The organism is Pseudomonas nitroreducens NBRC 12694, from assembly GCF_002091755.1.
Classification (GTDB): Bacteria; Pseudomonadota; Gammaproteobacteria; order Pseudomonadales; family Pseudomonadaceae; genus Pseudomonas; species Pseudomonas nitroreducens.
The window spans coordinates 551191-574769 of sequence record NZ_BDAI01000001.1 but is presented as its reverse complement, the minus strand read 5'-3'; the positions used below and the strand labels follow the sequence as shown (position 1 = coordinate 574769).

Sequence of the window (23579 nt, the reverse complement as noted above, 5' to 3'; positions counted from 1 at the left end):
GAAACGGGAGCTTCGGCTCCCGTTTTCTTTTGGTAATGCACCTTTGTCACAGCGGAAACAGTGCAGCGGGGTGCTTGCGGTAGAATGCCCGGCGCCGCGCGCCTGCCGGCTGATGGAGAAGACCTTGTCCCGTGCAAGCCTGTTGATCGTGCTACTGGTCGCGACCTTGACTGGCTGCGGGCAGTCCATCGAACGCTTCGGTGGCCCGACCATGGGCAGCAGCTACACGGTGCAATACGTGCCGACCGGCAAGGCGCCGGACGCTGCGAAGCTCAAGGCGGAGGTCGATACGATTCTGGCCAGCCTCGACGAGCAGTTCTCGACCTACCGCGACGATTCCGTGGTCTCCCGTTTTAATGCGCTGCCGGCCGGCGCCTGCATGGCGTTGCCGGCGGACATGCTCAAGCTCTGGCGCTATGGCGAGGAATTGTCGCAGCAGAGCGGAGGTGCCTTCGACCTGAGCGTCGAGCCGCTGATGAACCTGTGGGGCTTCGGCCCGCAGTCGCGTCGCGAGCAGGTACCGGCGCCGGCCGATCTGCAGCGTGAACGCGCCCGTGTTGGCCATCAGCATCTGCGCCTGCAAGGCGAGCAGCTGTGCAAGGACGTCGACGCGCAGCTGGACTTCGACAGCATCGTCGCCGGTTACGCGGTGGATCAGGTCAGTGCACGGCTGATGGAGTTGGGCCTGACGGATTACCTGGTGGAAATCACCGGCGAGCTCAAGGCCGTGGGCCACAAGCCCGATGGCACGCCCTGGCGCATTGCCCTGGAAGTGCCCAGCGGCGAGCGCGAGCGGCAGGTGGAGCGCTCGGTGGCGCTGGACGGTTTCGGCCTGTCCACCTCGGGCGACTACCGCAACTATTTCGAGGAAGGTGGGCAGCGCTATTCGCACACCTTCGACCCGCGCACTGGCGCGCCGGTCCGGCATGCGCTGGCGTCGGTGACCGTGGCGGAAGCCCAGGCCTTGCGTGCCGATGGCCTGTCGACCCTGCTGATGGTGCTGGGGCCGGAGGACGGCTATACCTTTGCCGAGCGCAACGGGCTGGCAGCTTTCTTCATCGTGCGCCAGGGCGAAGGTTTCGTGACCCGCGCGACGCCGCGCTTCGAAGCGCTGTTCCCGTCGCCTGAATGAAAGCTTCGGCGGGCATGATGGCGGCCCGCAGTGAGGGGCACGGCTTGTAGTGGCGGCAAAATTCGCCTACCTGCCGACCAACCGCTAATGTGCAGCCTTTTGCCGCAGGGCTAAGCTGCGCCAATGATTTCGATCCGCCTCGGCGCATGTGGTGCCGGGGCTTCGCCGGGAGCGCCAAGCGGGCGCCCCGGCCTGTTCTGAAGGAGTACGCATGGCTGTCTACAACTACGACGTGGTGATTCTCGGCACGGGCCCGGCAGGCGAGGGGGCGGCGATGAACGCCTCCAAGTACGGGCGCAAGCTGGCGGTGGTGGACAGCCGTCGCGTGGTCGGCGGCAACTGCACGCACCTGGGCACCATCCCGTCCAAGGCGCTGCGTCACTCGGTGAAGCAGATCATCGAGTTCAACACCAACCCGATGTTCCGCCAGATCGGCGAGCCGCGCTGGTTCTCCTTCCCGGACGTACTGAAAAGCGCCGAGCGGGTGATCTCCAAGCAGGTTTCCTCGCGCACCGGCTACTACGCGCGCAACCGCATCGACATGTTCAACGGCACCGCCAGCTTCGTCGATGAGCGCACCGTCGAAGTCGTCACCCCCAGCGGCGCCGTGGAGCGCCTGGTGGCCGACCAGTTCGTCATCGCCACCGGTTCGCGCCCGTATCGCCCGTCGGACATCAACTTCAATCACCCGCGCGTCTACGACAGCGACACCATCCTCTCGCTGAGCCACACCCCGCGCCGCCTGATCATCTACGGAGCCGGCGTGATCGGCTGCGAGTACGCCTCGATCTTCAGTGGCCTGGGCGTGCTGGTTGACCTGATCGACACCCGTGACCAGTTGCTGAGCTTCCTCGACGACGAGATCTCCGATGCGCTGAGCTATCACCTGCGCAACAACAACGTGCTGATCCGTCACAACGAGGAATACGAGCGCGTGGAAGGCCTGGACAACGGGGTGATCCTGCACCTGAAGTCCGGCAAGAAGATCAAGGCGGATGCCCTGCTGTGGTGCAACGGCCGTACCGGCAACACCGATCGCCTGGGCCTGGAGAATATCGGCATCAAGGTCAACAGCCGCGGCCAGATCGAGACGGACGAGAACTACCGTACTTCGGTCTCGAACATCTATGCCGCGGGCGACGTGATCGGCTGGCCGAGCCTGGCCAGCGCCGCTTACGACCAGGGCCGTTCCGCCGCCGGCAACATCGTCGAGCACGATGGCTGGCGCTTCGTGAATGACGTGCCGACCGGCATCTATACCATTCCGGAGATCAGCTCCATCGGCAAGAACGAGCAGGAACTGACGGTCGCGAAGATTCCCTACGAGGTAGGCAAGGCCTTCTTCAAGGGCATGGCCCGCGCGCAGATATCCAACGAGCCGGTGGGCATGCTGAAGATTCTGTTCCACCGCGAGACCCTGGAAATCCTCGGCGTGCATTGCTTCGGCGACCAGGCTTCGGAGATCGTCCACATCGGCCAGGCGATCATGAACCAGCCGGGTGAGCTGAACACCCTGAAGTATTTCGTCAACACCACCTTCAACTATCCGACCATGGCCGAAGCCTACCGCGTAGCGGCGTTCGACGGCCTGAACCGGATTTTTTGAAATACCCCGACCGGCGGCCTGAGCCGGTCGGGGGGAACCTGCTCAGCGATTCCCGATCGTGGCAGTGGCCAAACCGGGAAAGTCTGTGATCAGGCTATCCACGCCAAAATCGGCGAGCCGGCGCATCAGGGCCGGCTCGTTGACCGTCCAGACCGACACATGCAGCCCCTGCTTCTGCGCTTTCAGCAGGCGCTCCGGGGTGCACAGCATCCAGTTCAGCGCCAGCAGATCGCAGCCGTAGTGCGCGGCGACCTTCAATGGGTCGAGCCAGGCGTATTCGGCCACCAGCCCGCGTGACAGGTCCGGCGCCAGTTCCTCCAGCGCGCGCAGCACGGTGCGCGAGCTCGATGTCACGGTAATCCGGTCGCGCAGACCGAAACGGCCCACCAACTGGTGGATGGCCTGTACCGTGCGGCTGGCACGATCCTTCGACGCGCTTTTCACTTCCAGCTGCCAGTGTTCGAACTCGCAACGCTCGAACAGCTCCGCCAGGCGCGGGATAGGGCAGGGGCGCAACCAGCCGGGGCCGCCTTCGCGGGCGTCCATGGTCACCAGGTCATCCGCCAGTTGCTCGGAGACCTTGCCGCGGCGACCGGTAGTGCGCTTGAGCGTCGGGTCGTGGATGACCATCAGCTCGCCGTCGCGGGACAGGTGCAGGTCCAGCTCACAGCGCTTCACGCCGTGCTCCAGGCAGTGCAGGAAGCTGTTCAGGGTGTTTTCCGGTGCTTCGCCTTTGGCGCCGCGATGGCCATAGATCAGAGTCACTGGGGCTCCTTGGGAGTCGGTGAAAGGTCCTTGAGGTACTGCGAGCGGTGCTGGCGGACAGCATCGACCACCACCCCGCTCTCGAAATAGACGCTGAATTCGCGGTAGTCCCAGCGGGTGATCGGTGGCTTGCCCACTGCCGGGTGTTCCTCGTCCGGCAAGCCGAAGCGTTCCAGCACGGCCTTCTGGCTGTCGCCGCGGTTCGGCAGCACGATATGCGGATCGCCCTGGTCACCCACGGGTATCGAGAGGATATCGGCCGGCAGTGGCAGCGGGGTGACAAGGCTCAACAGGAGCAGCAGGTGGCGCAAGCAGATGCGTTTGTTCATTCTTCGCGGGCCTTGGCCTGCCGGCGCTCCAGTGCCTGGCGCTGGAGGATGTGACGAGCCAGCAGCTGACGCGGGGCGTCGCCGAGCATCTCGAATTCGGTGCCGATCTCGTAGTCGCCCTCGGCTTGCTGTTGGCAGTGGGTGACCTTCGCGCGCAGCAGCAGGCCCAGGCCGTGGGGTAGCAGGACGATCTTCAGCGCCAGGTCCTGGCCGACCGGGAGCGGCTGGGCATCGCGGAAGTTGATGCCGCCTTCGGACAGCGTCACCCGGCGCGCCGGGCCGATCTCGCTGAGCAGGCTCTGGGTGAGCGCCTGGGCGATCAGGTCGATGCGCTTGTTCATCACCTTGAGATAGCTGGCCAGGGGGCGGTCGCGATCGTGAATATGACGCAGCAGGTGCTGCGACTCGAAGTCGGCCAGGTGCAGGTCGCTGAGCAGATTGAACAGCGCGGAATCATCCTGAAGCACTTCTTGCGACTGGATTTCGTCCTCGCGCAGCGGGCGAAATTCCAATGCGAGCGTATCTTCAATACGATAGTATTCGCGGCGGTTATCCGCGTCTGGAGTGGACATGGCGAACCCACGGCGGCAGTGATGGTCTGAGTGTAAAGCCGCCTGCCCGGCCTCGCCACACGGAAGTCGCACGCCAGAAGGATCTGACGCTCGACGCACTCTTCATCTTCTCAATCGGCCCCTCATGTTCAGACCACTTTCCGTCTACATCGGAACGCGCTACACACGCGCCAAACGCCGCAGCCACTTCGTATCCTTCATTTCGCTCACCTCCATGATCGGCCTCGCGCTGGGCGTGGTGGTGATGATCGTGGTGCTTTCCGTGATGAACGGCTTCGACCACGAGATGCGTACCCGCGTGCTGGGCATGGTGCCCCACGCCACGGTCGAGTCCTACCAGCCGATTTCCGACTGGCAAGGCATCGCCGGGCAGATCAAGACGCAGCACCCCAACGTGCTGGAAGTCGCGCCCTTCATCCAGATGCAGGGCCTGCTCAGCTCGGGCGGCACGGTGCAGAAGGTGCTGATCAACGCCGTCGACCCGAACGAGGAGAGCAAGGTTTCGATCATCGACCAGTTCTTCCAGGAAGGGTCGCTGCAGAGCCTCAAACCCGGCGAGTTCGGCATCCTGATCGGCGACAAGGCGGCGAAGAACCTCGGCGTGAAACTGGGCGACAAGGTCACCTTCATCGCTCCGGAAGTCTCGGTCACGCCGGCAGGCATGTTCCCGCGCATGAAGCGCTTCACCGTGGTTGGCACCTTCCACGTCGGCGCCGGCGAGCTGGACGGCTACGTCGCCATGGTCCACATCGACGACGCGGCGCGCATGCGCCGCCTCAAGGAAGGCCAGGTCGAAGGCCTGCGCCTGAAGCTCGACGACCTGTTCCAGGCGCCGCGCACCGCCTGGGAAATCGCCCGCACCCTGAAGGGCAACGACTACTTCGCCCGCGACTGGACCCGCAGCCACGGCAACCTGTACCAGGCCATCCGCATGGAGAAGTCGATGATCGGCCTCTTGTTACTGCTGATCGTCGCGGTCGCCGCGTTCAACATCATTTCCACCCTGGTGATGGTCGTCACCGACAAGAAGGCCGACATCGCCATCCTGCGCACCCTGGGCGCCACGCCGGGGCAGATCATGGCGACCTTCATGGTCCAGGGCACGGTGATCGGCGTCATCGGCACCTTCATCGGCGGCGTGCTGGGCATCCTCGCGGCGCTCAACGTCAGCTCGGCCATCGCTCTGCTGGAGCGGCTGCTGGGCCACAAATTCCTCAACGCGGACGTGTATTTCATCGATTACCTGCCCTCGCAACTGATGAGCGAGGACGTGATCCTGGTGTGCAGCGCCGCGTTGATCCTGAGTTTCTTCGCCACCCTGTATCCGGCCTGGCGTGCGGCGCGCACCCAGCCCGCGGAGGCATTGCGTTATGAGTAACAACGATCAGGCCGTCCTGAGCTGCCGCGACCTCGGCAAGCGTTACGAGGAAGGCCCGCAGTCGGTCGAAGTGCTGTCCAACGTGCAACTGGAACTGCTGCCCGGCGAGCGCGTGGCCATCGTCGGCAGCTCCGGCTCGGGCAAGAGTACCCTGCTGAACATGCTCGGCGGCCTCGATACGCCCAGCACCGGCAGCGTCTGGCTGGCCGGCGAACAGCTGTCGGCGCTCAACGAGAAGCAGCGCGGCCTGCTGCGCAATCGCGCGCTGGGCTTCGTCTACCAGTTCCACCACCTGCTGCCGGAGTTCACCGCGCTGGAGAACGTCTGCATGCCGCTGCTGATCGGCAAGACGCCGATCCCCGAGGCGCGTCAGCGCGCCACGGCGTTGCTGGAACGCGTGGGCCTGGGGCATCGCCTGAGCCACAAACCGTCCGAGCTGTCCGGCGGCGAGCGCCAGCGCGTGGCCATCGCCCGCGCCCTGGTGAACACGCCCAAGCTGGTGCTGCTCGACGAGCCTACCGGCAACCTCGACCAGCACACCGCCCACGGTATCCAGGAGCTGATGCTGGAGCTGTCGCAGTCCCTGCGCACCGCCTTCCTGGTGGTGACCCACGACACCCACCTCGCCCAGCAGATGGACCGTGTGCTGCGCCTGGAGGAGGGCCGGCTGGTCGCCGCCTGAGGGATACCGGAATGTTCAGACCCCTGTCCGTCTTCATCGGCACCCGCTACACCCGGGCCAAGCGACGCAACCACTACATCTCGTTCATTTCCCTGACCTCGATGATCGGCCTCGCCCTGGGCGTGCTGGCAATGATCGTGGTGCTCTCGGTGATGAATGGCTTCCAGAAGGAAATGCGCTCGCGGATCCTCGGCATGGTCCCCCACGCCGTGTTGCAGAAGACCAGCGGTCCGCTGGATGACTGGCAGCATGTGGCCGAGGTGGCGAAGCAGAACCCGAAGATCGTCGGCGCGGTGCCCTACACCGAGGTCGACGGCATGCTCTCCTATAAGGGGATGATGCAGCCCATCGAGGTGGACGGCGTCGACCCGGCGCTGGAAACCCAGGTGTCGATCATCGGCCAGCACATGGTTCGAGGCAGCCTGGACGACCTCAAGGCTACCGAGTTCGGTGTGGTCATCGGCGAGATCACCGCGCGGCGCTTCCACGTCAATGTCGGCGACAGCCTGCTGCTGATCGTGCCGGAGCCGAGCACGGCGCCCGGCGGAATCACCCCGCGCATGCAGCGCCTGAACGTGGTCGGTATCTTCAAGGTCGGCGCCGAGTTGGACAGCACCCTGGCGCTGATCCATGTGGACGACGCCGCCAGCCTGCTGCGCTGGCAACCGGGCCAGGTACAGAGCGTGCGCATCGCCCTGAAAGACCTGTTCCAGGCGCCGGAAGTCGGTGCGACCATCGCCAAGCAACTGGGCGACGGCTACCGCTCGGTGGACTGGACCCACACCCAGGGCAGCCTGTTCAGCGCGATGAAGATGGAAAAGACCATGATCGGCCTACTGCTGTTGCTGATCGTTGCGGTCGCCGCCTTCAACATCATCGCCACACTGATCATGGTGGTGGCCGACAAGCGCGCGGATATCGCCATCCTGCGCACCCTGGGCGCCACGCCGAAGCAGATCATGGCGATCTTCATGGTGCAGGGCACGGTGATCGGCCTGATCGGCACCGTCATCGGCTGCGTGCTGGGCGTGCTGGCGGCGTACAACGTCACCGCCATCGTCTCGACCCTGGAGCGCATCGCCGGCACCCACGTGTTCAATTCGGACATCTACTTCATCAACTACCTGCCGTCCGACCCGCAGATCAGCGATATCGTCCTGATCTGCGTCGCCGCGCTGTCGATGAGCTTCCTCGCCACGCTGTACCCGGCCTGGCGCGCGGCCTCGACCCAGCCGGCGGAATCGCTGCGTTACGAGTGATTCATCGGCCCACGAAAAAGCCGCCCCTCGGGGCGGCTTTTTCGTTTCAGGGATCACCCAGCAGGAGCGAGCTTGCTCGCGAACAAACCTGTCCACGGCTCCGGGGGCTTGGCGGTTCGCGAGCAGGCTCGCTCCTGCAAGGAAGTGCCTAAAGCCCGCGCTGCAGATTCCGCAGCGCCCGGCGACGCCGCCAGCTGCGGCCGATCCACCAGCGCCAGTACCCCTCGGTGAGCAGGTAACCGAGGAGGCCGACCAGGATGCCGCAGATCACCGAGCCCAGCAGGAAGGGCTGCCAGAGCAGCGACAACTCGCCGCTGATCCATTCCCAGGTCAGGTGCTCGGGCAGGGCGCGCGCGGGGATGCCCATCACCCAGGCGCCCATCTTGTAGGTGCAGTAGAACACCGGCGGCATGGTGATCGGGTTGGTCAGCCAGACCAGCCCGACCGAGATCGGCAGGTTGGCCCGTACCCACACGGCCAACGAGGCAGCCAGCAGCATCTGCAGCGGGATCGGGATGAACGCGGCGAACAGCCCCATGCCCATGGCGCGGGACACGGAGCGGCGATTCAGGTGCCAGAGGTTGGGCGACTGGATCAGCGGTCCGAGAAAGCGCAGGCCCTTGTGGTTCCTGATGCTCTCCGGATCCGGCATGTAGCGCTTGAAGATTCGGCGCGGCATGAAGGAAATCTCTGGCAGACGGACGACGCCACATTATGCCTAGCTAGGTGACAGTCATTCGTTGCCAACTATGTCCGTGTGTAACCGCCGTCGGCCTGTCGGATCGGTGGTCGTGCGAGGCCTCGGTGGCGCTGGGGGATAAAGTCGTTGCCACTTGCAGGGATGTTCGCTCTGGCCCTGGGACTGCTGGCGCTGCGCTGGCTGCCGGAGCTGCCATCTGGTTGGGTGCTGCTGCTTCTCGCACTGTGCGCTTTGCCTCTGTTGTTCACTCGCGGCTACTTCGTCGGGCTGTTCCTGCTCGGCTTCGCCTGGGCCTGCCAATCGGCCCAGTGGGCGCTGGATGACCGGCTGGCGCCGGAGCTGGACGGCCGCACGCTGTGGCTGGAGGGCAGGGTAGAGGGCTTGCCGGATCGTTCGGGGCCTTCAGTGCGCTTCGTGCTCTCCGAGGTTTCCAGCCCGCGCGCGCAGGTTCCGGCAACACTGCGCCTGTCCTGGTTCGGCGGGCCGCCGGTAGAAGGTGGCGAGCGCTGGCGGTTGGCAGTGAAGCTCAAGCGTCCCCACGGCATGGTCAACGGCGTGGGCTTCGATTACGAGGCCTGGCTCACTGCCCAGCGCATCGGCGCCACCGGCAGCGTGAAGGACGGGCAGCGCCTGGAGGCTTCCAGCGGCCCGCGCGCCTGGCGCGAAGCCTGGAGGCAACGCCTGCTGGCAGTGGACGCCCAGGGGCGCTCTGGTGCGCTTGCCGCGCTGGTGCTGGGCGACGCTTCCGGGTTGACCACGGCGGACTGGCAGGTCCTGCAGGACACCGGAACCCTGCACCTGATGGTGATTTCCGGCTCACACATATCCCTGCTGGCGGGCCTGCTATACGCCGTCGTGGCGGGACTGGCGCGCCTGGGCTGCTGGCCATCCCGTCTGCCCTGGTTGCCCTGCGCCTGCCTGCTGGCTGCCAGCGGCGCCTGGGCCTACAGCCTGATGGCGGGCTTCGAGGTGCCGTTGCAGCGCGCGTGCGTGATGGTCTCCATCGTCCTGCTGTGGCGTTTGCGCTATCGCCATCGGGGATTGTGGACGCCGCTGCTGGGCGCTTTGCTAGCCGTGCTGGTGGCTGAGCCCTTGGTGGTGTTGCTGCCGGGGTTCTGGTTGTCCTACGCGGCGGTGGCTTTGCTGATCTTCGGCTTCTCCGGCCGCCTGGGACGCTGGACGGCCTGGCGCACCTGGCTGCGTGCGCAGTGGCTGATGGCGATCGGGTTGTTGCCGGCGTCCATCGCGCTGGGCCTGCCGCTGAGCATTTCCGGTGTCGCCGCCAACCTGATTGCGGTGCCCTGGGTGGAGCTGGTCGTGGTTCCGCTCGCTCTGTTGGGCAGTCTGGCGCTGGGGGTTCCCGGCGTGGGGGAGTTGCTGCTCTGGGTGTCCGGCGGCCTGCTGGAAATACTGTTTCGTCTGCTCGGATGGATGGCCGAGCTGGCGCCCGCCTGGCAGCCGGTGGCGGCGCCAACCTGGACGCTGATACTGGCGATGCTCGGTGCGCTCCTGCTGCTGGCGCCGGCGGGAGTACCGCTGCGCTCGCTCGGGCTGGCGATGTTCCTGCCGGTGTTCTGGCCGAGCATTCCGCTGCCCGCGTCGGGCATGGCCGAGATCCGCGTACTGGACGTGGGGCAGGGGCTTTCGGTGCTGATCCGTACCCGCAGTCAGAGCTGGCTCTACGACACTGGTGCGCGCAACGGAGATTTTGATATCGGCGAGCGGGTGGTAGTGCCGACCTTGCGGAGTCTTGGCGTCGGCAAGCTCGATCTGCTGATGCTCAGCCATGCGGACAATGACCATGCCGGCGGTGCGTTGGCGGTGAAGCATTCACTCCGGCCTGCGCAGGTTATCAGTGGCGAGCCGGAAAGACTGGCGCCAGAGTTGCAGGCAAGCCCCTGTCGAATCGAGGAATGGAGGGTTGATGACGTACGCCTGTCCAGCTGGACGTGGGCAGGCGCCAGGGAAAGCAACGACCGCTCGTGCGCGCTGGAAGTCGAGGCCAATGGCGAGCGCATCCTGCTCACTGGCGACCTGCCACAATCTGCCGAACTGGCCTGGCTGGCGGCGCATCCGGCCGAGCGCATCGATTGGTTGATGGCCGGGCACCACGGCAGCCGTAGTTCCTCCGGGCCGGCCTTCCTGCGGGCGATCCGTCCATCCACCGCGATCATCTCGCGCGGTGCCAATAACCCCTACGGCCATCCGCACCCGTCGGTCGTCGAGCGCTTCCGCACGCTGGGCATCCGGATTCAGGATACGGCGGAGCAGGGCGCACTGACTCTGATGCTTGGTGCCCATGGCGAGCTCCGGGGAGTGCGGGAAGGCGCACATTTCTGGCAGGAAAATTGACCCTGGGGCGGTCGGCTCGTCACGGCCCCTGTGCTAGAGTGGCGCCACTTTTTTTCAGGGGATTCACCACTGTGTGGGAACTGGTCAAAGCTGGCGGCTGGATGATGCTGCCGATCTTGCTGAGCTCCGTCGCTGCCATGGCGATCGTCGCCGAACGTCTCTGGACCTTGCGCTTGAGCCGCGTGGCCCCGCCGCAGTTGCTCGGCCAGGTATGGAAGCAGATCAAGGACAGGAAGATGAACAGCCAGGCCCTCAAGGACCTGCGCGCATCCTCCCCGCTGGGTGAAATCCTCGCCGCCGGCCTGGCCAACTCCAAGCACGGCCGCGAAATCATGAAGGAGTGCATCGAGGAAGCCGCTTCCCGCGTGATCCACGAGCTGGAGCGCTACCTCAACGCCCTGGGCACCATCGCCGCCATGGCGCCGCTGCTCGGCCTGCTGGGCACCGTGTTCGGCATGATCCAGATCTTCAGCGCCTTCATGGGCGATGGCATGGCCAACGCGCCGATGCTCGCCGGCGGCATCTCCAAGGCCCTGATCACCACCGCGGCCGGCCTGATCGTGGCGATCCCCGCAGTATTCTTCCATCGTTACCTGCTGCGCCGCGTCGATGAGCTGGTCATCGCCATGGAGCAGGAAGCCATCAAGCTGGTGGAAGTGACCCAGGGCGACCGCGAAGTCGACTTCGTCGAGGAAGGCAAAGCGTGAAATTCCGCCGCAGAGCGGGCGGAGCGGCCCGCGAGGACGTCTTCATCAACCTGGCGTCGCTGATCGACGTGATCTTCGTGCTGCTGCTGTTCTTCGTGGTCGCCACCTCGTTCACCAAGCCGTCGCAGCTCAAGGTTGAACTGCCCGAGGCGGTCAGCGGCACGCCGCCCGAAGCCACCGAGATCAAGCAGCTGGAAATCTCCATCAGCGTCGAGGGTCACTACGCGCTCAACGGTCAGAGCCTGGCGCGCGACGACCTGGAAAACCTGATGAACGCCATGCAGCGCGAATCCGCCGGCGACAACAGCCTGCCGGTAGTGATCACCGCCGATGGCAAGGTGGACTACCAGTCCGTGGTCACCGCGATGGATGCCGCCGGCAAGCTGGGCTTCACCCACCTGCGCATCACCACCATCGAGTCCCGGGCGGACAAGAAGAGCCCCTGATGGCGTTCTCCGATCGCCTGCTCGACGCCTGGTACAAGGGCCACCCGGCCCTTGCCCTGCTCAGACCGCTCGAACTCCTCTACCGGCGAGTAGCCCAAGGCCGCCGGCAGGACTTTCTCTCCGGCGCCAAGCCGGCCTATCGCGCGCCGGTGCCGATCATCGTGGTCGGCAACATCACCGTCGGCGGCACCGGCAAGACGCCGATGATCCTCTGGCTGATCGAGCAGTGCCGCGCCCGCGGGCTGAAGGTCGGCGTGGTCAGCCGTGGCTATGGCGCCAAGCCGCCGCAGACGCCCTGGCGCGTGCGCGCCGAGCAATCGGCGGCGGAAGCGGGCGACGAGCCGCTGATGATCGTGCGCCGTTGCGGCGTGCCGCTGATGATCGACCCGGATCGCTCCAGCGCAGTGCGCGTACTGCTGGCCGAAGAACCGCTGGACCTGATCCTCTGCGATGACGGCCTGCAGCATTACCGCCTGGCCCGTGACCTGGAATTGGTGCTGATCGACGCTGCGCGCGGCCTCGGCAACGGCCATTGCCTGCCCGCCGGGCCGCTGCGCGAGCCGGTCGAGCGCCTGGGTGAAGTCGACGCCGTGCTGTACAACGGCGCGCCCAGCGATCCGCCGGGGGCGTTCTCCTTCACCCTGCAACCATCTGCCTTGATCAACCTGGCCAGCGGCGAACGCCGTGGCGTCGAGCATTTCCCCGCCGGTCAGGCACTCCATGCCCTGGCCGGCATCGGCAACCCGCAGCGTTTCTTCACGACGCTCGAGGCGCTAAACTGGCGGCCGATTCCGCATCCCTTCCCCGACCATGCGGCCTACACTGCCGAGCAGCTGCGTTTCACGCCGGAACTGCCGCTGGTCATGACCGAGAAGGATGCGGTGAAATGCCGGTCCTTCGCCGCGCCCGACTGGTGGTACCTCGCCGTCGAAGCGCAGCCCTCGCCGGCCTTCGTTGCCTGGTTCGACGCCCAGCTCGAGCGCCTGGTCGCCCGCTGATCCGCCGTCGTAACCTGCGCTGCCAGCTTTCAATCCTTTCAAGCTCAAGGAACGCACCATGGACCCGAAACTCCTCGATATCCTCGCCTGTCCGCTGTGCAAGGGCCCGCTCAAGCTCACCGACGACAAGTCCGAGCTGATCTGCAAGGCCGACGGCCTGGCCTACCCGGTGCGCGACGGCATCCCGGTGATGCTCGAAGGCGAGGCGCGTACCCTGAACGTCGACGAGCGTCTGGACAAGTAATCCCATGAGCCAGGCCTACACCGTCGTCATTCCCGCCCGCTACGCCTCCACCCGCCTGCCCGGCAAACCACTGCAGGACATCGCCGGCAAACCCATGATCCAGCACGTCTGGGCACAGGCCGGCAAAAGTTCTGCCACCCAGGTGGTGGTCGCCACCGACGACCAGCGCATCTTCGATGCCTGCCAAGGCTTCAGTGCCCAGGTGGTGCTGACCCGCGCCGACCACAACTCCGGCACCGACCGCCTGGCGGAAGTGGCCGATGCGCTGGGCCTGGCCGACGACGCCATCGTGGTCAACGTGCAGGGCGACGAGCCGCTGGTGCCGCCGTCGATCATCGACCAGGTGGCCGCCAATCTTGCGGCACACCCGGAAGCGGGCATCGCCACCCTGTGCGAGGAAATCCATGATCCGGCCGCGCTGTTCAACCCGAACATCGTCAAGGTGGTCAGCGACAAGAACGGCCTGGCACTGACCTTCAGCCGCGCCACGCTGCCCTGGGCGCGCGATGCCTTTGCCGTGGATCGCGAATCGCTGCCGGCCAATGTGCCCTACCGCCGCCACATCGGCATCTACGCCTATCGCGCGCGCTTCCTGCGTGATTTCGTGGCCTGGGGTCCGTGCTGGCTCGAAGACACCGAATGCCTGGAACAGCTGCGGGCGCTCTGGCATGGCGTGCGCATCCATGTGGCGGACGCCCTGGAAGCACCGCAGGCCGGCGTCGATACCCCGGAAGACCTGGAGCGCGTGCGGCGCATCCTGGGGGCCTGATGAAGGTCCTGTTCGTCTGCCTGGGCAATATCTGCCGTTCTCCCACCGCCGAAGGCGTGTTCCGCCACAAGGTCCGCGAGGCGGGCCTTGAGGATCGAGTGGAGATCGATTCGGCCGGCACCGGCGACTGGCATGTCGGCAAGGCGCCGGATGCGCGCACCCGTGCCGCGGCGCTGCGCCGTGGTTATGACCTGTCGAGCCTGCGGGCACGACAGGTCAGTGCGGCGGATTTCTCCCGCTACGACCTGGTCCTGGCCATGGACAACGCCAACCTGCGTGACCTGAAGCGATTGCGCGGCAGCAGCGGCAAGGCCGAATTGGACCTGTTCCTGGCTCGCTACGAGCTGGAAATCGACGAAGTCCCCGATCCGTACTATGGCGGCGAGGATGGTTTCGAGCAGGTGTTGGACCTGGTGGAAAGGGCCTGCGACGGCCTGCTGACGGAAGTGAAGGGGCGACTGTGACGCTGCAACTGCAAGAACGCATTTCCCTCAAGCCCTACAACACCTTCGGCGTCGATGTCGCGGCACGCTGGTTTGCCCAGGCCCATGACGACGCCGAGGTGCGCGAAGGCATTGCTGCGGCGGTGCGGAAGGGGCTGCCGTTGATGGTCATCGGTGGCGGCAGCAACCTGCTGCTGACCCGTGACGTCGAGGCGCTGGCGCTGCGCATGGCTTCCCGCGGCGTTCGCGTCCTCAGTGATGATGGCGAGCGGGTGGTGGTCGAGGCAGAGGCCGGCGAGGTGTGGGACGGCTTCGTGCGCTGGACCCTGTCCCAGGGCTTCGCTGGGCTGGAAAACCTCAGCCTGATTCCGGGTACCGTGGGCGCTGCGCCCATGCAGAACATCGGTGCCTATGGCGTGGAGCTCAAGGATGTGTTCGCCGGCCTGACCGCGCTGGACCGCCAGACGGGCGAGCTGCGCGAGTTCGACCTGGAGGACTGCGCCTTCGCCTACCGCGAAAGTCGCTTCAAGCGCGAGCCCGGTCGCTGGCTGATCTTGCGTGTGCGCTTCGCCTTGAGCCGTGTGGCAAAACTGCACCTGGACTACGGTCCTGTGCGCCAGCGCCTGGCGGAGGAGGGCGTGACCGAACCGACGGCGGCCGACGTCTCGCGGGTGATCTGCGCGATTCGTCGCGAAAAGCTCCCGGACCCTGCTGTGCTGGGCAATGCCGGCAGCTTCTTCAAGAACCCGGTAGTGTCCGCGGATCAGGCAGTGGCGCTGCGTCAGCGCTACAGCGACCTTGTGGCCTACCCGCAGGGTGACGGACAGAGCAAGCTGGCTGCTGGCTGGCTGATCGACAAGGCTGGCTGGAAGGGCTTCCGCGAGGGTGCTGCTGGCGTCCACGCGCAGCAGGCGCTGGTCCTGGTCAACTACGGTGGCGCTACCGGGTCGCAGTTGCATGATCTGGCGCTGCGTATCCGGGATGACATCCAGCAGCGCTTTGGCGTGGAGCTGGAGATGGAGCCGAATCTCTACTGAGGTTGCTTCAGATGGAAAAAGGGATGCTTCGGCATCCCTTTTTTGTGCCTGCTCACCAGCGCAAATCAGGGCGGGGCTTTGTAGGAGCGAGCTTGCTCGCGGACGGTCCCTAGCTGCTGAGTCAGGCTGAACGTAGGAGCAGGTTTGTCCGCGATATCGGCGCGATGGCGAGCCAATCGCGGACGGAGTCTGCTACGGCGAAAAGGGGAGGTTATCGCATTGAGGGCAATAAAAAAGGGGATGCCTAGGCATCCCCTTTTTCATGCTCGGAAGCTATCAGCTGTGGTGTTTCTCAACCACGGTGCCTTCTTCCTCGGTCTTCTCGGCTTTGTCGCCTTCAACCTGTTCGGCAGCCGGTTCGGCCTGCTCCACGGATTGGGCTTCGGCTTCGCTCACCGCTTCGGCCACAACAGTCTCTGCTGTGATGTCGGCAGCCGGTTCGGCCGCGACTTCAGCTTCGACGACGGCAGCTTCCTCGATCACCGCTTCGACAACCGGAGCCTGCTCGACCTGCGGGGCAGCAGCTGCAGCAGCGGCGGCTTCGCGGGCCAGGCGCTCCTGACGACGGCGCTCGCGCGGGTCATTGGAGGCACGGCCGGTAGCGTTGGCCGGAACGGCCGAGGCGGCTTCTTCGGCGGGCGCCGGAGCAGCTGTTGGGGCTTCTTCGGCAGCGGCCGGCGCTTCTGCCTTGGGCTCTTCGACCAGTTGGGCGACGGCTTCGATCACGGCTTCAGCAGCCGGGGTCGGCGCTTCTTCCGCAATGGTAGGCTCGGTAGCCACCACTTCAACGGTTTCGTGGGCGGCTTCGACCGGCTCGGCAGCCTGTTCGGCGGGCTTGGCCAGGAACTCGATGGTCTGCTCCAGGGCGCTCTCGGTGCGAACGGCCTCGACGACGCCGGACTCGACCGCAACGGTCTCGACCTGGGCTTCGACAGCCGGTTGCTCCTGCTCGCCAGCAGCTTCGGCTACGGCAACGGCGGTAGCAGCGGCAGCGACCATGGCAGCGGGCGACGGAGTGTCGGTAGCAGCCTGCTCGGCGGTGCCTTCGGCGCCAGTCGCTTCACCTTCAACACCATCCACGCCGGCTTCACGCTGGCGCTCGCGGCGGTTGCTGCGGCGGCGCTGGCCGCGGGAGCGGCGACGCGGACGCTCGTCATCCGAACCTTCGTCGTCCTGTTGCTCCAGCAGCTCCTCGTTCGGCAGCTCTTCGGCCTCAAGGGCGGCAGCATCGCGAGCCTGACGGTCTTCACGCGGTTGACGCTCTTCACGGGGCTGACGCTCGGCGCGCTCGCCACGAGGCTGGCGCTCTTCGCGCGGCTGGCGTTCCTCACGCGGTTGACGCTCGGCGCGTTCTTCACGCGGCTGGCGTTCTTCGCGGGGCTGACGCTCGGTGCGTTCTTCGCGCGGCTGACGTTCGGCGCGCTCTTCACGCGGCTGGCGCTCCTCGCGCGGCTGGCGCTCGGCACGCTCTTCGCGCGGTTGACGCTCTTCGCGGGGCTGACGTTCTGCACGCTCTTCGCGCGGCTGGCGCTCTTCGCGGGCCGGGCGTTCGGCGCGCTCGCCGCGCTCTTCGCGACGACCGCGTTCTTTGCGCTCGTCGTCACGGCGACCGCCGTCACGACCGTCGCGGCGACGGTTCTGCTGGCGACCGTTGCGACGTTCGCCCTGGCCTTCGCTGCGCTCGGTGGCCGGTTTCTCGGCGGCCACCGGGGTCGGCTCCGGCTTGCTGCCGGCGAACAGGCCTACCAGCGACTTCACCAGGCCCTGGAACAGGCTCGGCTCAGGCATGGGTTTGGTGGCTTCGACAACCGGCGCTGCGGCAGCGGTCTGCTGCGGGGCAGGGGTCTGCGGGGAAACGGTCTTCACCGCGGCTTCCTGGCGAACCAGGGTGCGGGTGGCGCTGACCGGCTGGACTTCCTCGTGCTCTTCCGGGGCCATCTCGTAGCTGGCGTGGCCGGACAGCAGTTCGGGGTTGTCGTCGCGCAGGCGCTGGACTTCGAAGTGCGGCGTTTCCAGGTGGTCGTCCGGCAGGATGAAGATGCGTGCACGGGTACGCAGCTCGATCTTGGTGATGGCGTTGCGCTTCTCGTTGAGCAGGAAGGCGGCAACCTGGAACGGCACGCGCGCACGAACTTCGGCGGTGCGGTCCTTCAGGGCTTCTTCCTCGATCAGGCGCAGGATGGCCAGCGACAGGGACTCGACGTCGCGGATGATGCCCTGGCCGTTGCAACGCGGGCAGACGATGCCGCTGGTCTCGCCCAGGGACGGACGCAGGCGCTGACGGGACATTTCCAGCAGGCCGAAGCGCGAGATGCGGCCGACCTGGACGCGGGCACGGTCGGCTTCCAGGGCTTCGCGGACGCGTTCTTCCACGGCGCGCTGGTTCTTCGCCGGGGTCATGTCGATGAAGTCGATGACGATCAGGCCGCCGATGTCACGCAGACGCAGTTGGCGGGCGATTTCCTCGGCCGCTTCCAGGTTGGTCTGCAGGGCGGTTTCCTCGATGTCGCCGCCCTTGGTGGCGCGCGCCGAGTTGATGTCGATGGACACCAGGGCTTCGGTCGGATCGATGACGATGGAGCCACCCGAGGGCAGCTTCACTTCGCGCTGGAAGGCGGTTTCGATCTGGCTCTCGATCTGGAAGCGGTTGAACAGCGGAACGCTGTCCTGGTACAGCTTCACCTTGCTCGCGTACTGCGGCATGACCTGCTGGATGAAGTTCAGGGCCTCTTCCTGGGCGTCGAGGCTGTCGATCAGCACTTCGCCGATGTCCTGGCGCAGGTAGTCGCGGATGGCGCGGATGATGACGTTGCTTTCCTGATAGATCAGGAACGGGCCGCTGCGCTCGCCGGAGGCTTCCTTGATGGCGCCCCACAGTTGCAGCAGGTAGTCCAGGTCCCATTGCAGCTCTTCGGAGCTGCGGCCCAGGCCCGCGGTGCGGACGATCAGACCCATGTCACCGGGAACGGTCAGGCCGTTCAGGGCTTCGCGCAGTTCGTTGCGCTCTTCACCCTCGATGCGGCGGGAGATGCCGCCAGCGCGCGGGTTGTTGGGCATGAGCACCAGGTAGCGGCCGGCGAGGCTGATGAAGGTGGTCAGGGCGGCGCCCTTGTTGCCACGCTCTTCTTTCTCGACCTGGACGATGACTTCCTGGCCTTCGCTCAGGACGTCCTTGATGTTGATGCGGCCTTCGGGGTTCTTCTTGAAGTATTCGCGGGAGATTTCTTTGAGGGGGAGGAAGCCGTGGCGTTCGGCGCCGAAGTCGACGAATGCGGCCTCGAGGCTCGGCTCGATGCGGGTAATGCGGCCTTTGTAGATGTTGGCCTTCTTCTGTTCGCGCGCGCCGGACTCGATGTCCAGGTCGAACAGGCGTTGGCCGTCTACCAGCGCTACACGCAACTCTTCGGGTTGAGTCGCGTTGATCAGCATTCTTTTCATGTAGTACCAATGGTTTCCGGGGCCACCGGAAACGGCGATCGGCACACACGACTCTCACGGTCGGTGCTAAGGCACGTACTCAGGAATGGCGGACCATTCCCGTGTCCAGCGGCAGCAGGATAGAACTGCTGTGCCGCGACTACGTTTCCTGCTTGTTGTGTAAGAACAAGCACTCATCAGGAGGAGGAATTGACTGTCAGATGCGGACGATAAGTGCGTCTACGTTCAAGGCATGCGTTCAAGGCATGAACGCAACGCAATCCGACAGTTGTGCATCTCCGCCCTGCACATTTCCCTAAGAGCCGGGTGCCACTCGCTGAATCCGGGAGCGGGGTTGGCTTTTATCACGGCGACCTTGGTTGCCGTGGTCATGTCTCAAGGCCTGGGTTTCGAGGCGCTGTCGGCGCGAGAATCGCTCGGGCCGTTGCAACGCTTCCGGGGACTGCCTGGTGTCCTTTCAATGTGTTTGCAGGCGGTTGGGGATGGCGATTACGCGATCATCCGCAGGCCTGGCCACTTTTGGCGGCCTCCCGAATATAGCAGCAATGATTAAGTGCTTCAATTGAATGAAAAATTGTTATTATATTCGGATGACTAATCCCGCCCCTCCGACTTCCGGCGTCCAGCTGCTTGAAGTCGCGCCGGAGTATGCCGGCCAACGAATCGACAATTTCCTCCGCACCCAGCTCAAGGGCGTGCCCAAGACCCTGATCTACCGCATCCTTCGCAAGGGTGAGGTGCGGGTCAACAAGGGCCGGATCAAGCCCGAGTACAAGCTGCAGGCGGGTGACGTGATACGCGTCCCGCCGCTGCGCCTGGCCGAGCGCGACGAGCCGGTGCCGCTGGCGCAGGGGCTGCTCGAGCGCCTGGAGGCTGCCATCGTCTTCGAAGACAAGGCGCTGATCGTGGTGAACAAGCCCACCGGTATCGCCGTGCACGGCGGCAGTGGGCTGAACTACGGGGTCATCGAGGCGTTCCGTCAACTGCGCCCTGAGTGCAAGGACCTGGAGCTGGTGCATCGCCTGGATCGTGATACGTCCGGCCTGCTGATGATCGCCAAGAAGCGCAGCATGCTGCGTCACCTGCACGACGCCCTGCGCGGCGAGCGCATCGTGGACAAGCGCTACCATGCCCTGGTGCGCGGCAGCTGGCCGGCGGCGAAGAAGCAGATTGCCGTGCCGCTGCTGAAGAACAACCTGCGCTCCGGCGAGCGCGTGGTGGAAGTGAATCCCGAGGGCAAGGAGGCGCTGACCGAGTTCAAGGTGCTGCGCCGCTTCGGCGACTTTGCCACCTTGGTGGAGGCGCGCCCGATTACCGGTCGCACCCACCAGATCCGTGTGCATGCCAAGCATGCCGGCCATTCCATTGCCGGCGATCCCAAGTACGGCGATGAGGACTTCTCCCGCGAGATCCGCGAGCTGGGCGGCAAGCGCCTGTTCCTGCATTCCGCGTTCCTGCGAGTGCCGATGCCCGACGGCTCGGTGCTGGAACTGGAGGCGCCGGTGGACGATATCTGGCAGCGTACCGTGGAGCGTCTGGATGCGTGAGTATTCCCTGCTGATCTTCGATTGGGATGGCACGCTGGTGGATTCCATCGGTCGTATCGTCGAGGCGATGCGGGTGGCGGCGGTAGGTTCCGGTCTTCCGGTGCGTAGCGAGGCGGCGATCAAGGGCATCATCGGTCTTGGGCTGCCGGAGGCTATTCAGACGCTGTATCCCGAGGTCGAAGAAGGCGAGCCGCTGGATCGTTTCCGTCGGGATTACGGTGATCACTATTTGAGTCTGGAAGTGCAGCCTTCGCCGTTGTTTCCTGGTGTGGCCGAGGCAATGGCTGAGTTTCGGAGCGCGGGCTACCAGTTGGCGGTCGCCACCGGCAAGAACCGCCGTGGGCTGGATCGTGTGCTGGCGGGGCAGGGGTGGACGGACTTCTTCGATATCACCCGCGCCGCCGACGAGTCGGCGAGCAAGCCGGATCCGCGCATGCTGCATGAGATTCTCGAACATTGCCGGGTCGATGCCCGCGACGCGCTGATGGTGGGCGATTCGCCCTTCGATCTGGAAATGGCGCGCCGAGCCGGCATGGATTCGGTGGCGGTGGGCTATGGTGCTCAGTCGCTGGAGGTCCTTCGGGAGTATGCTCCGGCGCTGGAAGTGAATCATTTCAATGAATTGCGCGCCTGGCTCGCCGGGCGCTCGGTCAAACCAGTGCTCGAGGTAGGCAACTGATGTCGGATGAATGGAAGGCGGACGATAGCAAGGCTGCACAAACTGCGGCGGGCGACGACAAGAGCTGGAAGCTGCTGGAGAAGGCTGTGCTGGCTGGTGTCCAGGAGCAGCGCCGGTCGCGCCGCTGGGGCATCTTTTTCAAGTTGCTGACTTTTGTCTACCTGTTTGGCGCGCTGGCATTGTTCAGTCCCTTCAGTGGCCTTTCCAAGTCTGCCTCGCGCAGCGCCAGCCATACCGCGCTGATCGAGGTGAAAGGCATGATCGCCGACAACGAGGCGGCCAGTGCCGACAACATCGTTGGCGCGCTGCGCTCGGCGTTCGAGGATGCCGGCACCAAAGGCATCGTCCTGCGCATCAATAGCCCGGGCGGCAGCCCGGTACAGTCCGGCTATATCTACGATGAAATCAAGCGCCTGCGTGGTGAGCATCCGGATATCAAGGTCTACGCCGTCATCAGTGATCTGGGGGCGTCCGGTGCTTACTACATTGCCAGTGCTGCCGATCAGATCTACGCGGACAAGGCCAGCCTGGTCGGTTCCATTGGCGTGACGGCGGCCACTTTCGGCTTTGTCGGCACCATGGAGAAGCTGGGTGTGGATCGTCGAATCTATACCTCCGGTGAGCACAAGGCCTTCCTTGATCCGTTCCAGCCGCCGAAAGCGGATGAAACCGCCTTCTGGCAACAGGTGCTGGACGTCACGCACAAGCAGTTCATCGATAGCGTGAAGAAAGGTCGTGGCGACCGCCTGAAGGACAAGGAGCACCCGGAGCTGTTCTCCGGCCTCATCTGGTCCGGTGAGCAGGCGCTGCAGTTGGGGCTGATCGATGGCCTGGGCAGCTCAAGCTATGTGGCGCGCGAAGTCATCAAGGAGAAGGAAATCGTGGACTATACCGTCCAGGAAACCGCCTTTGATCGTTTCACCAAGAAGCTTGGTGCCAGTGTCGCCGAGCGCATGGCCATGTGGATGGGCTTCCAGGGGCCAGCGCTGCGCTGAGTGCTCTTCCTTATATAAGGAAGGAAAAGGCCTGGCGATTGCCGGGCCTTATTGTTTCCGTCTTGCGGGTCAGGCCTTCTTTTTCAGGGCACGGGTACCTGTTCGGCGAGCAGCATGTCCACCAGGCGGATCAGCGGCAAGCCGATCAGGCTGGTGGCGTCCTCGCCTTCGGTGGCGCGGAACAGGCTGACGCCCAGGCCTTCGGCCTTGAAGCTGCCGGCGCAGTCGAAAGGTTGCTCGATCTCGAGGTAGCGGCGGATGCGCGCTTCGTCAAGGTCGCGGAAGTGCACGGTGAAGGGCACGCAGTCGACCTGCGCCTCACCGCTCTGGCTGTTCAGCAGGCAGAGGCCGGTGAGGAAGCTCACGCTCTTGCCGCTGGCGTCTTTCAGTTGTTCGGTGGCGCGTTCGATGGTGTGGGGCTTGCCGAGTATCCTGCTGCCATTTACGGCGGCCTGGTCCGAGCCGATGATCAGGTGGTTGGGATATCGCTGGGCGAGAGTGCGCGCCTTGCTTTCCGCCAGCCGGCGCACCAGTTGCTCGGCGCTTTCGCCCGGCAGCGGTGTTTCGTCGACGTCGGGGCTGGCGCATTCGAACGGCAGGCGCAGGCGCTGCAGCAGTTCGCGGCGATAGGGCGAGCTGGAAGCCAGGATCAGGGGTAACATGGATAACTCCTTCGGTGCGTCGCCGCGATTCTAGCGAAAAGGTCTGTCCATACAGCGGTTTATGGCTAATTTCCTTTGACAGCTTCGGGTGCATCCCTATAATGGCGCGCTTATGTTGAATGGACCGATACCACCTCACGTTGATCCGCGCAAATTGGTAGAGCGCGCCGCCACCCTCGAAGGTGAGCTGCTGATCGCCAAGATGCCACGTCTCAACGAGCAACTGACCAGCAGTGATGGCAAGATTCACGCGAAGTTTTCCTTCTTCCGTGATCAGCAGAAGCTGGCGGTCATGCACGTCGAACTCGACGCCGAGGTGAGCATGGTATGCCAACGCTGTCTCGAGCCGGCCAACTTCCATGTGGGTGGTGCGTACGATTACGTCATCATTCCGGAAGGCAAGTCGATCGATGATCTGCCCAGTGGCTACGATGCATTGGAGGTGGGGGATGACCCCATCGACCTGACCTCGCTGGCCGAGGACGAGTTGCTGCTCGCCTTGCCCATCGTGCCGGTCCATGACCCTGAGGATTGCCAGCAGCCGGTGGGATACGCTACAGCGCCCGAACCGAGCGAGAACGTCGAAGAACGGCCCAATCCGTTCAGCGTACTGGCGCAGTTGAAGCGTGACCCAAACGTTTAGGAGTTAATCAATCATGGCTGTTCAGCAGAACAAAAAATCCCGTTCCGCTCGTGACATGCGTCGTTCGCACGATGCCCTGGACGCGAACGCTCTGTCCGTGGAAAAGAGCACCGGTGAAGTTCACCTGCGCCACCACGTCTCCCCGGACGGTTTCTATCGCGGCCGCAAGGTCGTAGACAAAGGCTCTGACGAGTAA

24 protein-coding genes are annotated in these 23579 nt (G+C 64.8%); 18 read left to right on the top strand and 6 right to left on the bottom strand.

The window, feature by feature from the left end; all coding sequences use genetic code 11:
* The first annotated feature begins 112 nt into the window (after positions 1 to 112).
* Both PNI01S_RS02690 and sthA read left to right on the top strand, forming a co-directional pair.
* On the top strand, positions 113 to 1132 hold the full coding sequence (locus tag PNI01S_RS02690; protein WP_084357383.1) for an FAD:protein FMN transferase: 1020 nt from the start codon (positions 113 to 115) through the stop codon (positions 1130 to 1132).
* 211 nt (positions 1133 to 1343) lie between these two features.
* Positions 1344 to 2738, top strand: coding sequence for a Si-specific NAD(P)(+) transhydrogenase (gene sthA / locus PNI01S_RS02685; RefSeq protein ID WP_024766684.1), 1395 nt, complete (start codon positions 1344 to 1346; stop codon positions 2736 to 2738).
* Positions 2739 to 2780: 42 nt separating this feature from the next.
* Here the strand turns inward: sthA and PNI01S_RS02680 are convergent, their stop codons facing one another.
* From PNI01S_RS02680 to PNI01S_RS02670, 3 genes are read right to left on the bottom strand one after another with little or no spacing between them, the layout of a single operon-like run.
* A complete protein-coding gene (locus tag PNI01S_RS02680; protein ID WP_024766683.1) occupies positions 2781 to 3503 on the bottom strand; it encodes a glycerophosphodiester phosphodiesterase in 723 nt (240 codons plus the stop codon).
* Positions 3500 to 3814 (bottom strand): hypothetical protein, encoded by a 315-nt coding sequence (locus PNI01S_RS02675; RefSeq protein WP_024766682.1) that lies wholly within the window; start codon positions 3812 to 3814, stop codon positions 3500 to 3502. The genes PNI01S_RS02680 and PNI01S_RS02675 overlap by 4 nt, the downstream gene beginning before the upstream one ends.
* A 14-nt stretch (positions 3815 to 3828) precedes the next feature.
* A complete protein-coding gene (locus PNI01S_RS02670; protein WP_024766681.1) occupies positions 3829 to 4404 on the bottom strand; it encodes a PilZ domain-containing protein in 576 nt (191 codons plus the stop codon).
* A gap of 124 nt (positions 4405 to 4528) precedes the next feature.
* On the opposite strand from PNI01S_RS02670, the gene PNI01S_RS02665 reads away from it, so the two are divergent.
* The 3 genes from PNI01S_RS02665 to PNI01S_RS02655 are packed head-to-tail and all read left to right on the top strand — an operon-like array spanning position 4529 to position 7723.
* Positions 4529 to 5782, top strand: a complete 1254-nt coding sequence (locus PNI01S_RS02665) for a lipoprotein-releasing ABC transporter permease subunit (RefSeq protein WP_065084897.1) — start codon at positions 4529 to 4531, stop codon at positions 5780 to 5782.
* A complete protein-coding gene (gene lolD, locus PNI01S_RS02660; protein ID WP_024766679.1) occupies positions 5775 to 6464 on the top strand; it encodes a lipoprotein-releasing ABC transporter ATP-binding protein LolD in 690 nt (229 codons plus the stop codon). Before PNI01S_RS02665 ends, lolD begins: the two co-directional genes overlap by 8 nt.
* A gap of 11 nt (positions 6465 to 6475) precedes the next feature.
* Positions 6476 to 7723: a lipoprotein-releasing ABC transporter permease subunit gene (locus tag PNI01S_RS02655; protein ID WP_084357382.1), complete on the top strand. Its 1248-nt coding sequence runs from the start codon at positions 6476 to 6478 to the stop codon at positions 7721 to 7723.
* 148 nt (positions 7724 to 7871) lie between these two features.
* Here the strand turns inward: PNI01S_RS02655 and PNI01S_RS02650 are convergent, their stop codons facing one another.
* A complete protein-coding gene (locus PNI01S_RS02650; protein WP_024766677.1) occupies positions 7872 to 8402 on the bottom strand; it encodes a DUF2062 domain-containing protein in 531 nt (176 codons plus the stop codon).
* A gap of 162 nt (positions 8403 to 8564) precedes the next feature.
* On the opposite strand from PNI01S_RS02650, the gene PNI01S_RS02645 reads away from it, so the two are divergent.
* From PNI01S_RS02645 to murB, 8 genes are all read left to right on the top strand, one after another.
* Positions 8565 to 10775 (top strand): DNA internalization-related competence protein ComEC/Rec2, encoded by a 2211-nt coding sequence (locus PNI01S_RS02645; protein WP_084357381.1) that lies wholly within the window; start codon positions 8565 to 8567, stop codon positions 10773 to 10775.
* Between the two features lie 71 nt (positions 10776 to 10846).
* The gene (gene pocA / locus PNI01S_RS02640; protein WP_024766675.1) at positions 10847 to 11482 is read left to right on the top strand and encodes a flagellar polar localization protein PocA; all 636 of its coding nucleotides are present in this window, start codon (positions 10847 to 10849) and stop codon (positions 11480 to 11482) included.
* On the top strand, positions 11479 to 11928 hold the full coding sequence (pocB, locus tag PNI01S_RS02635; RefSeq protein ID WP_024766674.1) for a flagellar polar localization protein PocB: 450 nt from the start codon (positions 11479 to 11481) through the stop codon (positions 11926 to 11928). Before pocA ends, pocB begins: the two co-directional genes overlap by 4 nt.
* Positions 11928 to 12926, top strand: a complete 999-nt coding sequence (gene lpxK / locus PNI01S_RS02630; RefSeq protein WP_084357380.1) for a tetraacyldisaccharide 4'-kinase — start codon at positions 11928 to 11930, stop codon at positions 12924 to 12926. The genes pocB and lpxK overlap by 1 nt, the downstream gene beginning before the upstream one ends.
* 58 nt (positions 12927 to 12984) lie before the next feature.
* Entirely contained in the window at positions 12985 to 13170 is a 186-nt protein-coding gene (locus tag PNI01S_RS02625; RefSeq protein ID WP_009621404.1) for a Trm112 family protein, read from the top strand.
* Positions 13171 to 13174: 4 nt separating this feature from the next.
* The gene (kdsB, locus tag PNI01S_RS02620; protein WP_084357379.1) at positions 13175 to 13939 is read left to right on the top strand and encodes a 3-deoxy-manno-octulosonate cytidylyltransferase; all 765 of its coding nucleotides are present in this window, start codon (positions 13175 to 13177) and stop codon (positions 13937 to 13939) included.
* Complete coding sequence (locus PNI01S_RS02615; RefSeq protein WP_024766673.1) at positions 13939 to 14403, top strand: low molecular weight protein-tyrosine-phosphatase; 465 nt, start codon at positions 13939 to 13941, stop codon at positions 14401 to 14403. Before kdsB ends, PNI01S_RS02615 begins: the two co-directional genes overlap by 1 nt.
* Positions 14400 to 15419, top strand: coding sequence for a UDP-N-acetylmuramate dehydrogenase (gene murB / locus PNI01S_RS02610; protein WP_038803719.1), 1020 nt, complete (start codon positions 14400 to 14402; stop codon positions 15417 to 15419). Before PNI01S_RS02615 ends, murB begins: the two co-directional genes overlap by 4 nt.
* Before the next feature lie 276 nt (positions 15420 to 15695).
* On the opposite strand, the gene rne is transcribed toward murB, so the two are convergent.
* Positions 15696 to 18857, bottom strand: a complete 3162-nt coding sequence (gene rne, locus PNI01S_RS02605; RefSeq protein ID WP_084357378.1) for a ribonuclease E — start codon at positions 18855 to 18857, stop codon at positions 15696 to 15698.
* A gap of 590 nt (positions 18858 to 19447) precedes the next feature.
* Between rne and rluC the strand changes: the two genes are divergently transcribed.
* The 3 genes from rluC to PNI01S_RS02585 are packed head-to-tail and all read left to right on the top strand — an operon-like array spanning position 19448 to position 22078.
* Entirely contained in the window at positions 19448 to 20404 is a 957-nt protein-coding gene (gene rluC / locus PNI01S_RS02595; protein WP_084357377.1) for a 23S rRNA pseudouridine(955/2504/2580) synthase RluC, read from the top strand.
* Positions 20397 to 21083: an HAD-IIIA family hydrolase gene (locus PNI01S_RS02590; protein ID WP_084357376.1), complete on the top strand. Its 687-nt coding sequence runs from the start codon at positions 20397 to 20399 to the stop codon at positions 21081 to 21083. Before rluC ends, PNI01S_RS02590 begins: the two co-directional genes overlap by 8 nt.
* Positions 21083 to 22078, top strand: a complete 996-nt coding sequence (locus PNI01S_RS02585) for a S49 family peptidase (RefSeq protein WP_024766670.1) — start codon at positions 21083 to 21085, stop codon at positions 22076 to 22078. Before PNI01S_RS02590 ends, PNI01S_RS02585 begins: the two co-directional genes overlap by 1 nt.
* Positions 22079 to 22161: 83 nt before the next feature.
* Here PNI01S_RS02585 and PNI01S_RS02580 read toward each other — a convergent pair whose 3' ends face one another.
* Positions 22162 to 22740 (bottom strand): Maf family protein, encoded by a 579-nt coding sequence (locus PNI01S_RS02580; protein WP_084357375.1) that lies wholly within the window; start codon positions 22738 to 22740, stop codon positions 22162 to 22164.
* Between the two features lie 112 nt (positions 22741 to 22852).
* On the opposite strand from PNI01S_RS02580, the gene PNI01S_RS02575 reads away from it, so the two are divergent.
* Positions 22853 to 23383 (top strand): YceD family protein, encoded by a 531-nt coding sequence (locus PNI01S_RS02575; protein WP_084357374.1) that lies wholly within the window; start codon positions 22853 to 22855, stop codon positions 23381 to 23383.
* A 13-nt stretch (positions 23384 to 23396) separates the two neighbouring features.
* On the top strand, positions 23397 to 23579 hold the full coding sequence (gene rpmF, locus PNI01S_RS02570) for a 50S ribosomal protein L32 (protein WP_009621425.1): 183 nt from the start codon (positions 23397 to 23399) through the stop codon (positions 23577 to 23579).